The 13,288-nt window shown below is 72.0% G+C and carries 12 protein-coding genes; 1 reads left to right on the forward strand and 11 read right to left on the reverse strand.

What is annotated here, in order from left to right; genetic code table 11:
- Positions 1–51 precede the first annotated feature (51 nt).
- The 10 genes from OHU89_RS07895 to OHU89_RS07940 form a co-directional block, all read right to left on the reverse strand.
- The gene (locus tag OHU89_RS07895; RefSeq protein ID WP_405641174.1) at positions 52–1,428 is read right to left on the reverse strand and encodes an alkaline phosphatase family protein; all 1,377 of its coding nucleotides are present in this window, start codon (positions 1,426–1,428) and stop codon (positions 52–54) included.
- Positions 1,425–2,627 (reverse strand): metabolite traffic protein EboE, encoded by a 1,203-nt coding sequence (eboE, locus tag OHU89_RS07900; RefSeq protein ID WP_405641176.1) that lies wholly within the window; start codon positions 2,625–2,627, stop codon positions 1,425–1,427. The genes OHU89_RS07895 and eboE overlap by 4 nt, the downstream gene beginning before the upstream one ends.
- A gap of 7 nt (positions 2,628–2,634) precedes the next feature.
- Complete coding sequence (locus OHU89_RS07905; RefSeq protein ID WP_405654374.1) at positions 2,635–3,489, reverse strand: TatD family hydrolase; 855 nt, start codon at positions 3,487–3,489, stop codon at positions 2,635–2,637.
- Positions 3,489–4,205, reverse strand: a complete 717-nt coding sequence (locus OHU89_RS07910) for an EboA domain-containing protein (RefSeq protein WP_405641178.1) — start codon at positions 4,203–4,205, stop codon at positions 3,489–3,491. Before OHU89_RS07910 ends, OHU89_RS07905 begins: the two co-directional genes overlap by 1 nt.
- 49 nt (positions 4,206–4,254) lie before the next feature.
- Positions 4,255–5,115: a sugar phosphate isomerase/epimerase family protein gene (locus tag OHU89_RS07915; RefSeq protein ID WP_405641180.1), complete on the reverse strand. Its 861-nt coding sequence runs from the start codon at positions 5,113–5,115 to the stop codon at positions 4,255–4,257.
- On the reverse strand, positions 5,112–6,011 hold the full coding sequence (locus OHU89_RS07920) for an SCO3242 family prenyltransferase (RefSeq protein ID WP_405641182.1): 900 nt from the start codon (positions 6,009–6,011) through the stop codon (positions 5,112–5,114). The genes OHU89_RS07915 and OHU89_RS07920 overlap by 4 nt, the downstream gene beginning before the upstream one ends.
- Positions 6,012–6,113: 102 nt before the next feature.
- Complete coding sequence (locus tag OHU89_RS07925) at positions 6,114–7,025, reverse strand: YceI family protein (RefSeq protein ID WP_405641183.1); 912 nt, start codon at positions 7,023–7,025, stop codon at positions 6,114–6,116.
- 26 nt (positions 7,026–7,051) lie between these two features.
- Positions 7,052–8,092, reverse strand: coding sequence for a maleylacetate reductase (locus OHU89_RS07930; protein WP_405654376.1), 1,041 nt, complete (start codon positions 8,090–8,092; stop codon positions 7,052–7,054).
- Positions 8,093–8,118: 26 nt separating this feature from the next.
- The gene (locus tag OHU89_RS07935; protein ID WP_405641185.1) at positions 8,119–8,970 is read right to left on the reverse strand and encodes an intradiol ring-cleavage dioxygenase; all 852 of its coding nucleotides are present in this window, start codon (positions 8,968–8,970) and stop codon (positions 8,119–8,121) included.
- On the reverse strand, positions 8,970–10,727 hold the full coding sequence (locus OHU89_RS07940; protein WP_405641187.1) for an FAD-dependent oxidoreductase: 1,758 nt from the start codon (positions 10,725–10,727) through the stop codon (positions 8,970–8,972). The genes OHU89_RS07935 and OHU89_RS07940 overlap by 1 nt, the downstream gene beginning before the upstream one ends.
- A 148-nt stretch (positions 10,728–10,875) precedes the next feature.
- Here OHU89_RS07940 and OHU89_RS07945 point away from each other — a divergent pair, with 148 nt between their 5' ends.
- Positions 10,876–12,573 (forward strand): sigma-54-dependent Fis family transcriptional regulator, encoded by a 1,698-nt coding sequence (locus OHU89_RS07945; protein ID WP_405641189.1) that lies wholly within the window; start codon positions 10,876–10,878, stop codon positions 12,571–12,573.
- Here the strand turns inward: OHU89_RS07945 and OHU89_RS07950 are convergent.
- Positions 12,561–13,250, reverse strand: a complete 690-nt coding sequence (locus OHU89_RS07950; RefSeq protein WP_405641191.1) for a class E sortase — start codon at positions 13,248–13,250, stop codon at positions 12,561–12,563. The genes OHU89_RS07945 and OHU89_RS07950 overlap by 13 nt on opposite strands.
- Between the last annotated feature and the right edge of the window lie 38 nt (positions 13,251–13,288).

Consider the following 13,288-nt stretch of genomic DNA (forward strand, 5'->3'; position numbering starts at 1 on the left):
CCGGCCGCACCAGGCGGCCGGTGCCCTCGGCTGCGTCCCCAGGCCGGTCGTTCAGTCGGTGGTGATGCCGGCCAGCGTCAGGAGGAGGTTCTTGACGTCGGTCGCGTCGATCTCGTCGCGTGCGTTGTCGGGCCGCGAGCACAGCAGTACGGGGCTGTCCTGCGGGTCCTGCGGCAGACGGCCGTGGCTGCCGCGTACGCCGGAGGGGTCCAGCGGGACGGTCTGGATGCGGTAGCGCAGGCCGGCCTTCTTGCGGGCGACCTGGCCGATGGCGCGGGCCTTCACGGCGGAGACGGTGGGGTCGTAGAGGAGTTCGGCAGGGTCGTAGCCGGGCTTGCGGTGGATCTCCACCTGGCGGGCGAAGTCCGGGGCGCGGTCGTCGTCCACCCAGTAGTAGTACGTGAACCAGGCGTCGGACTCCGCCACGGCGACCAGCTCTCCCGAGCGTTCGTGGTCGAGGCCGTGGGCCGCCTTGCCCTCCGCGTCCAACACCTGGTCGACTCCGGGGAGTTCGGCGACGATCTTCGCCACCGCCGCCGTGTCGGCCGGGTCGCGGACATAGACGTGGGCGATCTGGTGGTCGGCGACGGCGAAGGCGCGGGACGTCCAGGGGTCTAGGTACTCCATGCCGTCCTGGGTGTGCACTTCGAGCAGTCCGGCCCGGCGCAGGGCGCGGTTGATGTCGACGGGGCGGGAGGCGGGCGCGATGCCGTACTCGCTCAGGATGACGACGGTCGCGTTCTCGCGCCGGAAGTGCTCCAGCAGGGGCCGCAGGGCGTCGTCGAGGCGGCGGGCCTCTCGGGCGGTCTGCGGGGAGCCGGGGCCGGAGCGCTGGGGCTCGTAGTCGAGGTGCGGGACGTAGACCAGGGTCAGGTCGGGGCGGTGCTCGTCGAAGATCTGGCGGGCGGCGGCGAGGATCCACTGGCTGGAGGGCAGGCCGGCGTTGGGTCCCCAGTAGGTGAACAGGGGGAAGTCGCCGAGCCTGTCGGTGAGTTCGTCGTGGAGGGCGGGCGGCCAGGTGTAGCAGTCGGGTTCCTTGCGGCCGTCGGAGTAGTAGATCGGGCGGGGGGTGACGGTGAGGTCGACGTCGGCGCCCATGGCGTACCACCAGCAGACGTTGGCGACCTTGTAGTCGGGCTCGGCCTTGCGGGCGGTGTGCCAGATCTTCTCCCCGCCGACGAGGGCGTTGTGCTGGCGCCACAGCAGGACCTCGCCGAGATCCCGGAAGTACCAGCCGTTGCCGACGATTCCGTGTTCGGAGGGCGGTGCGCCGGTGAGGAGGGTGGACTGCACGGAGCAGGTCACGGCGGGCAGCACCGGGTTGAGGCGGGCTTGGAAGCCCTGTTCGGCGACGGCCGAGACGGCGGGCATGTGGCGGAGCATGCGGGGGGTGAGGCCGACGATGTCGAGGACGACCAGTCGGGTCATGAGACGGGCTCCTTGGGTGAGTGAGGTGTCACGTCGAGATGCGGCTTCAGGCCGAGCTCCTCGAACCGGTCGCGGGTCCACGCCAGTTCGGCGGCCAGACCCGCGACGAGGCCCTCGCGGTCCTGCGGGCGGAGGTGTTCGGGAAGGACCGACCAGGTGTAGGTCTCGACCTCGATGTGGTCGCTCACGGCTTGCGGGCCGCCGAGCAACACGCATAGAGACGAGGTCAGTTCGTCCGCCGTGGTGCTGAGCGGCGGCTCGGGCGCGGCGTGCAGGGGCGCGTGGAAGTGCACCCGCCAGGGCGAGCCGGGGTCCAGGCCGCCGGCCAGTGCCTCGGGAAGGTCGTCCACGCCGGTGACGGTGCCGTTCGGGGCGGTGCGCGTCTGGTGCAGGAACCGGGGTTCCGCGAACCGGGCGAGGGCGCGCCGCGCCTCGGGGTCGGCGGGGTCGGCGGCCTGGAGCGCGCTGGACGCCTGGACCTTGACGACCGGGAGCCCGGCGTCGGCGAGCCGGCGCACTGCGGCGGCCGGTTCCTCGAACTGCACGGCGAGATGGCAGGTGTCGAGGCAGATCCCCAGCCACTCGGGGTCCACTCCCCCGAGTTCCCGGGCGGCCTGGACGGTGTTCTCCACCACGCATCCGGGCTCGGGCTCGAACCCGATCCGGATCTTACGGCCGCTCTCCCGCGCCAACTCGGCGAGTTGTCCGGCGAGTTGGTCGAGAGCCCGCCGTGCGGAGTCCCGCGCCTCGACCGGCCACGGTGTACGCCAGGCCAGCGGAAGGGTCGAGACGCTGCCGCGCCGGGCGTCGTCCGGCAGCAGACCCGCCAGGACCCGGGCGCAGTCGACCGTGTACCGCAGCCGGGCGGGGTCGGCCCAGTCGGGCAGGTAGACGTCCTTCTTCACGACCTCGCGGTGGAATCCGCCGTAGGGGAAGGCGTTGAGGGTGACCGTCTCCAGGCCGCGCGCGGTCAGTTCGGCCCGCAGGCGGCGTACGGCGTCGGGAGCGGCGGACAGTTCGGTGACCACGTCGCGGGCCAGCCACAGGCCGATGCCGAGCAGGTCGGCGCCGAGGGTCTCCCGTACGGGCTCGGCGTACGCGGCGAGTTGGTCCACCACTCCGTCGAGATCCTCGGCCTGGTGGACGTTGCTGCAATAGGCGAGGTGGACGGTGGTGCCGTCGGGGTGTCCGAAGCGCACGGCGGGGTCACTCTCCGCCGCGTTTGATCGAGTTGCCCTCGAAGAGGGCCGTGTCGTCGGCCTTGACGTCCTCGAGGTCGAGTCGGCCGCTCTGCCCGTAGAAGGCGACCGGGTTGCGCCACATGACCTGGTCGACGGTGTCGTCGTCGAAGCCGGCGGCGAGCATCGCGTCGGCGGTCTTCCGGGTCTTGAGCGGGTCGCTGCGCCCCCAGTCGGCGGCCGAGTTGACGAGCATCCGCTCGGTGCCGTGCTCCTGGAGGATGCGCACCATGCGGTCCTCGGTCAGCTTGGTGTCCGGGTAGATGGAGAAGCCCATCCAGCAGCCGCTGTCGGCGACCATTCCCACGGTGAGTTCGTTGAGGTGGTCGACGAGGACGTGCTCGGGCGGGATGCCGGACTCGCGCACGACATCGAGGGTGCGGCGGGTGCCGACGGCCTTGTCGCGGTGCGGAGTGTGGACCAGCACGGGCAGCTCGTGCTCGACGGCGAGTCGGAGCTGGCGGGCCAGGGCCTCGTCCTCCTCGGGGGTCATGGAGTCGTAGCCGATCTCACCGACGGCCACCACGCGGTCCTTGGCCAGGTAGCGCGGCAGGACGTCCAGCACGCCGGTGCAGCGCGGGTCGTTGGCCTCCTTCGGGTTGAGGGCGATGGTGCAGTAGTGCTGGATGCCGAACTGTGCGGCGCGGTACGGCTCCCAGCCGAGCAGTGCGTCGAAGTAGTCGGTGAAGCTCTCCACCGAGGTGCGGGGCTGGCCGAGCCAGAAGGAGGGTTCCACCACCGCGCGGACGCCGGCGGCGTACATGGCCTCGTAGTCGTCGGTGGTGCGTGAGGTCATGTGGATATGGGGATCGAGGATGCGCATCATGCGGCTCCGGTGAAGGCGGCGAGGGCCCGTTCGGCGGCGGTTCGGCGGGCGGGGACGGGTGAGTCGGCTTCGGCGGGCAGCCCGGAGGCCTCCAGCGTGCCGGGGTGGGCCCGCAGGATCGGCCAGACGTCCGCGGGGACGGCCCGGCCGGCGGCGACCCGCTCATGGGCGAAGTCGGCGAGCATGCGGGCGAGTTCACGATCCGCGCGCTCGGCCAGTCCGGCGATCCGGTCGAGGGGTATCTCGCAGAAGACGCACTTCAGTACGGCGTGCCGGTAGCCGTCGTAGTCCAGGTGGCGTGCGGCGTACGGGCCGAGGGCCGCCTCGATCAGGCCGGTGTCGTTGCCGCGCAGGGCCGTGTGGACGAGCGGCAGCCCCAGGCCGGCGAAGGAGGGATCCACCTTCTCCAGCAGGGCCAGCGAACGCAGTACCGCCCGCTGTTCGGCGGCGTCCCCGTACCGGTGGAGGGCGGTGACCTCCTCGGCGAGCTCGGCTCCGCGCAGTGGCAGGGCCGCGAGCAGTCGGGCGCGGGCGGCGTCGGCCACCGTCCAGCCGGGGACGAGGGGGCCGCGCCCGCAGCGTCGGCCGACGGCCGGGAAGACGGTGCGTACGGCTGTGGGGTCCTGTCCGACGCGGGCGACGGCTTCGGTCAGCCAGAGCTGCGCGTCGGGGGTGAGTTGTCGGTCGAGGGCAGCGGATATGTGCGAGTCCACGGCACAGTTCTCCTGTTCGGGTGCGCTGATGTCGGAGGAAGGCGCGGCCTCAGGACGGCTCGGCGGCCTTCAGGAACTCCAGGGAGCGGCGGGCGACGTCGGGCGCGTCCAGGGACGCGCCCTGGATCTCCACCGAGACCGGCCCGCGATAGCCGGAGGCCTTCAGCGCGGCCAGCACGGGCGGGAAGTCGATCTCGCCCGCGCCGAGTTCGAGGTGCTCGTGGACCCCGCGCCGCATGTCCTCGATCTGCACGTTCACCAGGTGCGGCGCCGCCGCCGCGACGCAGTCGAGCAGCGAAGGCTCCTCGACGCAGTGGGCGTGCCCGATGTCCAGGGTGATGCCGAACAGGTCGGGATCGCCGAGCCGTCGCCGCAGGTCCAGCACGCGCTGCACGGTGTCGACGAACATGTACGGCTCGGGCTCGAATCCCAGGGCCACACCGTGCTCACCGGCGATCTCCAGGACCTCTTCGCAGCCCGCGGTCAGCCGCTTCCAGGCCTCGTCCTCGGGCATGTCCCGCGGCGCCGGGCCGCTGCACAGATGGACGGCCGGGGCGCCGAGACCGGCCGCGATGCGCACCGCGCGCGCCAGCAGGTCGACGCGCCGTTCGGCGTCGGAATCGGACATCAGGGTGGGGTGGTGCTTGTGCCACGGATCCAGGAGGTACGGCGCTCCGGTCTCCACCATGACGGCGAGACCGAGCTGATCCAGCCGCCGTGCCAGGCGGTCGACCTGGCGGGGCAGGTCGGCGGCGTACGGGTCGAGGTGTCCATGGTCCAGGGTGAGGCCGACGGAGTCGTAGCCCAGGTCGGCGAGGACGGTCAGTACGTCGTCGAGGCGGTGGCAGGCGAAGCCGTTGGTGCCGAACCCGTACCGGAGCCGGTCCGAAGGCCCGGATATCGGGGTCACGTCGGCGACACCTTCCGCGCGAGTCTGCGCGCCAGCGGATGCGCCGCGGCCAGGACTCCGGCGAGCCCCGCCCTGCCGCCGCCCGCGGTGAGCGCGGCCTGGAGGGGCATCAGCGACATGATCCCGGTGCCTACGGCGTTCCGCACGTTCGTCGCGGACGGTTCGCGTGCCGCGCGGACCTGGGCGGTGCCGTAGGAGGCGAGGTAGGCGAGCGCTCCCACGGCCGCGCCGATCCGGGCCGTCCTGCCGTGCTTTCGCAGGCCCGGAAGTGCCGCGGCGGCGACGGCGGTTGCGGTGCTGCCGGCCAGCGTGGCGGCGGGCACCTCGCGCGGGGCGCCGGACACCTCGTGACGGCTCAGCGCTGTGACGGTGTAGGTGTGCGCGCCGACCAGCAGGGCGGCCGGCAGTGCGGACGCCCTGTGTCCCGGCTGGGCTCCGGCCAGGACGTTCAGCGTCCGCGCGCCCGCCATGGCGGCGGGGCCGGCCGGGGTGGACTTGAGGCCGAGGTCGTAGGCCCAGACCAGTCCGGTCAGCGGCAGTGCCACACCCAGCGCCCGCCGCCCGCCGGTCAGGGCGGCGAGGCCGAGCCCGGCGGCGGTGAGTGCGCAGGCGGTGGCGAGCGCGGTGCGGCGCTCGACTCGCCCGGAGGGTACGGGGCGTTGGGGCCGCTCCACCGCGTCGACGGTCGCGTCCGCGTAGTCGTTGAGCGCCATCCCGGCCCAGTAGAGGGCGATGGACGAGGCCATCGTGCCGAGGATGCGGGGCGGTGGTGTCCCGGCGCTCGCGGCGGCACCGGCCAGGACATCACCGGGCACGCTCAACGCTGCGGGCAGACGGACGAGTTGCGCCAGATCAGCGAGGCGGGGGGAGGAATTGTGGTTGTTGGGGCCGTCCATGATCGGACCCTACGCCCAACGCTTCAGTTTTGGACATCCTCTTACTCTCGACGCTGTGAAGAATTCATGTGCAGGGTGTGCCGTGCGACTCCGCCGAGTGACCTATTCGGGCGGCGTAGGTGTGTCGTGTGTGCGGTACATCGCCTGGACGTCCAGCTCCAGTTGGACGGTCGGGCCGACCACGGCGATCCCACGAGCCAGCATGGAACGCCAGTTGAGGGTGTAGTCCTCCCGGTGCAGTTCGGCCTTGGCGAGGGCGGCGCACCGGAGCTCTTCGCCGTAACCGCCGTTGACCATGCCGAGGTAGTTGGTGTCCAGCGACATCGACCGGCTCACGCCGTGCATGGTCAGCGTGCCCAGCAGCGACCACCTGCTGCCACCCCGGTAGGCGAAGCGGGTGCTCCTGAAGTCGATGTACGGAAAGTGCTCGACGTCGAGAAAGTCGGCGGACCGCAGGTGCGCGTCCCGGGTGTTGTTGCCGGTGGTGATGCTCGACGCGTCGATGCGCACATGGACACGGGAGTCACCGATGTCCTGGGTGACCTGGATACCGCCCTCGAACCGTTCGAACCGGCCGTGCACATGGGCCATGCCGACGTGCTTGGCGATGAACCGGATCGCGGTGTGCGGCGGGTCGAAGAGCCAGGTGCCGGGGACCGGGAGTTCGGCCTGCCGGGCGGGCTGGAGCCGGACGCGCTGGGACGACAGGCCCGCGTCGGCGACGACGTCGATGCTCTCGCGGTGCGGTTCCAGTCCCTCGGCCACGATCATCAGGCTGTAGCCGCCCGGTGGCAGCGCGGCCAGGAACAGTCCGTACGGATCCGTGGTGCCGCGCGCCGCGACCTGGTGGCTGCGGAGTTCGGTCACCGTGACATCGGCACCGCCGAGCGGCTGGTTCACCGGGTCGAGGACCTCGCGGCAGACGACGCCCGCGCCGGCCGGGACCGGCAGTGCGAGGCCCGCGGCACCTCCGGAGGCATTCTTCAGTCGCCGCCGGAGCAGTCCGAGGGGCATGGGGTTCACCTTTCCGTTCCGGTTGTTCAGAAATCTCTGCGCGGCCGGTCGCCGGCGTACGCCGCTCTCAGCACGGCCAGCACGCCCTCCGCGGTGGCCTTCCGCGGGTTGGGGTACGCCTGCTCGGCCGTCATGCGTGCCGCCACCGCCACATCGGCTTCGGCCAGTCCGAGTTCGGCCAGCGAGCGAGCTACGCCGGTCCCTCCGGTGAGGTCCCGCACCGCACCCGGGACGTCGGCCGTGCCCAGGGACCGGCCGAGCGCCGCCATGGCCTCGGGTGCGGCGGGCGCGTTGTACGCGAGGGCGTAGGGCAGGACCACGGTGTGGGTCTCGGCGTGCGGCAGGCCGAAGGTGCCGCCGAGGACATGGCAGAGCTTGTGGTGCAGCCCCATGGTGGTCGCGCCGAGCGCGGCACCGCAGAGCCAGGCCCCGTACAGGGCCCGGCCGCGGGCGTCCAGGTCCCGCGGAGCGACGGCCAGCGCGGGCAGGGCACCGGCCATGGCCCGTACGCCCTCCTCGGCCATCAGCGACACCAGCGGCGAGGCGTCCGGCGCGTACAGGGCCTCGGCCGCGTGCGCGAGGGCGTTGACGCCGCTGGTCACGGAGAGGCCCACCGGGAGGGACACGGTGAGCTCGGGGTCGTAGACGACACTGCGCGGCAGGACCGAGGGATCGCGGCCGGTGCGCTTGGCCCCGTGCTCGGTCAGGCCCCAGACGGGGGTCATCTCGGAGCCGGAGTACGTGGAGGGCACGGCGACCAGCGGCAGTCCGGTGCGGAGCGCGATCGCCTTGCCCAGGCCGATCGCGGAACCGCCGCCCACGGCCACACAGCCGTCGGCCCCTGCGGCCCGCGCCACCTCCACGGCCCGGTCGGCGGTCTCGACAGGCACATGCATCCGGGCCTCGGCGTGCAGCCCCGCGCAGACACCGCCGAGCGCCTCCGCGACGGCCCGGGCCGTCTCCGCGCCTCGCGGCCCGCTGACCACCAACACCCGGCGCAACCCGAGCCGTTCGACCTCGTCGGGGACCGCTGTCACGGAGGCCCCGGGCCGCAGGACGACCCGCATCGGCTGCGCCTCGTACGCGAACTCCTTCACGAGTCCACCGAGTTGAGCACGAGGTCGAAGCGGGCGTGGCGGAACGGGTTCGGGACGGCGAACTCCATTGCCAGGGACGGGTCGTCGGTAGGAGTGAAGTCCTGGACGAGGCTCCGCCTGACCGCGAACACCGCGTCCGAGTCGAGGTAGTCGCTGCCCGCCACGAAGATGTGCGTGGTGACCGGCTCGTGCCCGTCGGCAGTGGCGATGAAGTGGATGTGGGCCGGACGGTAGGGATGCCGGCCCGTGGCCCGCAGCAGCTTGCCGACGGGACCGTCGGTGGGGATCGGGTACGGGCTCGGCAGACAGGTGCGGAACCAGAAGCGCCCCTCGTCGTCGGCCGTGAACAGCCCACGTCCGTTGCCTGCGGGCTGGACCTCCGGCTGCTGGACGTCGTAGAAGCCGTTGCCGTCGGCCTGCCAGACGTCGAGGAGCGCACCCGGCAGCGGGGTGCCGTCCGCCGACAGCACCCGCCCGCTGACCACGCACGGCTCGCCGCCGCCTACCAGGTCGATGTCCGCGCCGAGTGCGCGGACCGGTGACTCGGTCATGTGGAAGGGCCCCAGGACCGTGCTCTCGGTACCGCCCTCGTCGCTGTTGAGCGTCTCCACCAGCATCGAGACGCCGAGCACGTCCGACAGCAGGATGAACTCCTGCCGGGTGTCCGTGCAGGTCTGCCCGGTCGCCGTCAGGAAGTCGACGGCCTGCTCCCACTCCGCCATGGTCGGCTCGGTCTCACGGACGAAGGCGTGCAGATGGCGGGTGAGGGCGGCGAGCAGTGTGCGCAGCCGGGGGTCCGTGGTGCCGTGGAAGCTGTCGACCACGGCCTCGGTGAGTTCGGCGCCCATCAGGCGTGCCCGAGGACGCGCCGCACGGCGTCGGTGAGTACGCGCTCGGCGTCCGCACCGGAAGCAGCCGCCGTCGCGTGCCGGAAGGCGACGTACCCGTCCGGCCGTACGAGGAGCGCGCCCCCGTCGGCGACCTCGCTCAGCCGCGCCCAGTCGCCGTACGGGTCCTCGTACTCCTGGCCGGGCCCGATGACGACGGTGGCGATGTCCAGGTCCTGGGCCCCGGCCGCCCGTACCCAGTCGGCGCCGCCGATGCCGGTGACCAGGGTGAACCGGCCCTGTCCGACGGTGTCGAGGGTGGAGAGGGTGCGGGTGCCGGAGGTGATCCAGGCGTGCGGGAGCTTGGCGCCAGGGCGGGAGGTGGGCTGGTGGTGCAGCTCGGGGTCGCGGTCGAAGCCGGGGTCGTCGGTGCCGTCGGGGACGATCGCGGTGGAGGTGTAGCGCTGGTTGAGGTCGACGCCGTGCGCGTTGAACTCGTACGTCTTGAAGGCGATCGCCTCCCGCAGCCGCGCCCGCTGCTTCTCGGCCGCCTCGGTGTCCTCCTTGCGGGCCGCGATGTTGGCCCACAGCTGCTCGGGGGTCTGCGGGGAGAGCCCGTCGAGCGCCTCGAAGACGGGGGCGGTCTCGCCGATGGACTTGTTGGCGCGGGTGACGATCTGCCTGCCGATCGGTGCGCGTTCGGCGGTGTAGGTGTCGAGCAGCTTCGGGGAGGCGGTGCCGTCGAGGACGAGCTTGAGCTTCCAGGCCAGGTTGTAGGCGTCCTGGACGGAGGTGTTGGAGCCCAGGCCGTTGGACGGCGGGTGGCGGTGTGTGGCGTCACCGGCGCAGAAGACCCGGCCGTCGGAGTAGGTCTCGGCGTACATCTCGTTGACGGTCCAGGCGGAGGACGACTTGATGGTCACCGGGATGTCGTCGTCGCCGACCAGCTTGCGTACGACGGACTCGGCGTACTCGGTGGTCAGGTCGGGGGCGCCGGCGTTCACGTCGTAGCCCCACACGATCAGCCACTCGTTCCAGGGCCGCACACAGCGCACGAGCCCCGCGCCGATGCCGCCCACGGTGGCACCCGGGGCGAGCACCCAGTAGAGCGTGGACGGGCGGTGGGCGGTGTACTTCGACAGGTCGGCGTCGAAGACGATGTTGATGCTGCCGGCCACTCCCATCTGGCCGCCCATCGGCAGCCCGGCGTCCTCGGCGACCTGCGAGCGGCCGCCGTCGGCGCCGATCAGGTACTTGGCGCGGATGGTGTACTCGTCGCCGCGCAGCCGGTCCTCGACGGTGACCGTGACCCCGAAGGCGTCCTGGACGAAGGACTTGTAGACGGTGCTGAAGCGCAGGTTCGTCCCGCGCGAGACCGCCGCGTCGATGAGCACCGGCTCCATGAGGTGCTGGGGCATGTCGCACATACGGGTGGGGCTGGCGAGCTCGTGCGCTGCCTGGACGAGCGGGTCGTTGCCCCAGGAGCGGACCCGGCCGAGCTCCTCGCCGGCGAGGCTGGTGCAGAAGGTCGTGTTGCCCATCAGATGCTGCGGGGTGGCCTTCGCCACGACCTCGTCCTCGACGCCGAGGTCGCGCAGCACCTCCATGGTGCGTTGGTTGGTGATGTGCGCCCTGGGCGTGTCGGCGAGGCTCGCGTAGCGCGTGACGACGATGTTGGGCACGCCGTAGGTGCTCAGGGCGAGCGCGGCGGCGCCGCCCGCGGGACCACTGCCGACGATGAGTACGTCGGTCACGACATCGGGCTCGACGGTGTGCACGGGGACGCTCCAGGGAATGAGATCAGGCACCGACGTTCAAGATCATGTACGAGGGTGCGGGAGCGCGGGTGTCTCAATTCGAGACAGAGTGCCGGGGAGTGGCGGGATTGTTGCCCGTTCAACCGTTCCCGGTAGGGTGAGCCGTGCCGTGACCACCGCAGAGCGCCCCACCGCCCGCCCCGCCCTCGCCTCGCTGCGCAGGGCCCGCGAGCTGTTCCTGCGCGGGCACCAGCTGCCGGACGGGGTACCGGAAGAGGTGGTCGCCGCGTGGAAGCGTGCCCGGTTCTTCGGCGTACGACATGACGTACGGGAATCGGCGCCCACCGTTTCACCGACCGGGTCGCCTCTGCTGGCGGCTGCCCGTCCCGTGCTGGAGCGCATCGCCCCCACGCTCGACAGCGGGCAGACCACGCTCGTCCTCACCGATGACCGGCTGCGGGTGCTCTGGGCCACCGGATCCGCCCCGGACCACCCCCACCACGACCTCTCCGAGCAGGCGGTCGGCCACAACAGCGCGGCCCTCGCCCTGCACACCCGGCGTCGGGCCGAGGTGCACGGGCCCGAGCACTTCCTCGATCTGTGGCAGGACGTCTCCGGGGTCAGTGTGCCGGTGCGGGAGCCGGAGACCGGCCGGCTGCTGGGCACGGTGACCGTGTCCTGCGGGCTGTGCGCCGAGTGCGGTCCACATCCGGGTGCGCCGGTCGCCGAGGCCGCGGTGATCGCCGTGGAGGCGGAACTCCTGTCGCGGTCACGGGCGGCGGAGCGGGTGCTGCTGGACGCGTATCTGCGGGCCGCCGGGCAGCAGGGGCGTGCGGTGGTCGCCCTCGACGGTCGCAACCGGTTCGTCAGCGAGGCGGCGGGACAGCTGCTGTCGCCGGAAGGGCTGGAGACACTGGAGCAGAGAGTGGTGGCACTGGTACGGGAAGGAACGGAGACGCGCATACGTCTGTCCGACGGTCCGGGAAGCGTCGCCACCGTCACTCTCGTCCCCCACCAGGGCTCGGCCATCGGAGCGGTCGCCGTGCTGGAGCCGGCCGGCCACACGATCATGTCGGCGACGTCCCGAACCGCCGTCGGGCTGGCCGGACGTTCGCTGCCCTGGCGGCATGCCGTCGGCCGAGCGGTGGAGTTGGCCGCGTCGCCGGAACCGCTGCTGATCGTCGGCGAGCGCGGCAGCGGGAAGACCTCGCTCGCCCGGGAGCTGGTCACCGACCCGGTGACCGTGGATGCGGCCGAGGGTGAACTCGGCGCCGACCTCGAAGAGTTGGTGGAGGGCCGCCCGCTCCTCGTCCGTCACGTGGAGCGTCTCGCCCCGTCCGACACGGCGACCCTCAACTCGCTCCTCGACACACATCCGGGCGTGCCTCTGCTGGTGACCTACACCCCCGGAGCGGCGCCGGGCCCGTGTCTCCAACGGCTTCTGGACACGCTGGCGGCCCGCTCGGTCACCCTCCCCGCGTTGCGTGAACGCCCGGACGACATCCGGGAGTTGCTCACGTCCCTGGCCCCCGGGCCGACACCGGGACACCCCCCGCTCACCTGGACCCTGGACGCGCTGCGCGCTCTGGAGCGGCATCCGTGGCCCGGGAACATCACCGAACTCGCCCACCTGGTACGGGCCTTGGCCGAGGGTCGCCGCTCGACGGGACCGGTCCGGCGTACCGAACTCCCCGACCCCGTACGCGAGGGACCCGCGCCCCGCCCCCTCACGCCGATGGAACGTGCCGAGCGCGCCGCCATCCTGGAGGCCCTCCGCCTCAACGGCGGCAACAAGGCCCGGACGGCGACGGCCCTGGGCATCGGCCGGGCGACCCTGTACCGGAAACTGCGCGGCTATCGGGGCTGACGCGCGGCCGACAGCACGCCGAGCTTGTCGACGCGGTGCTCGGGGTTTCCGCGGTCGTCGCGCCAGTAGTTGCCGGCCGCGTTGTCCTCCAGGGTCAGACAGGTGGAGATCGTGATCACGGCCTGCGTGGGGCGTCTGCCGGGGAACCCCGGGACCGCCGCCCGCTGTTCGGCGAGGGAGCGTGCGGAGCGGAAGGAGGTGGTCCTGGTGCCGGTGATCTCGTACTCGTGGACCGTGCCGCCCGCGCTCACCAGGACCGAGTCTCCTTCGTCGAGGTCGGGGAGCCGGCGCAGCGGGCCACCGTTGGAGAGGCGGTGGGCCGTGACGAGGTAGTTGCCGATCTCGCCGGGGCCGACGCCGCCTTGTTCGCCGTAGGGGCTGGCGGCGAGGCCGCGGTTCTGGATCCTCGTACCCGGCCAGTCGTCCGTCGTGCCCTCGTACGGGATGACCCGAAGGCTCTCGACACCGATGGCCGCGATGGTGAGCGATGCGGGTCGGGGCGTCGGAGGTGTCGGAGGTGCCGAGGTCGGTGGGGACTCCGCCGGGCTGGTCACAGGTGGTGCCGCTCCCCGGTCCGTCGTGGATTCATCGCCCGCTCCCCCGCCGCCGGAGCAGCCGAGGAGCAGGGCGATGCCGGTACCGGTGAGGAGGGCGCTACGAGCTCGGGACCCAGGCATCTCGCATGGTGAACGAACGGCCCGGAACCGGCGTTCCC

It is taken from the genome of Streptomyces sp. NBC_00019, assembly GCF_045041015.1.
Taxonomy (GTDB): Bacteria; Actinomycetota; Actinomycetes; order Streptomycetales; family Streptomycetaceae; genus Streptomyces.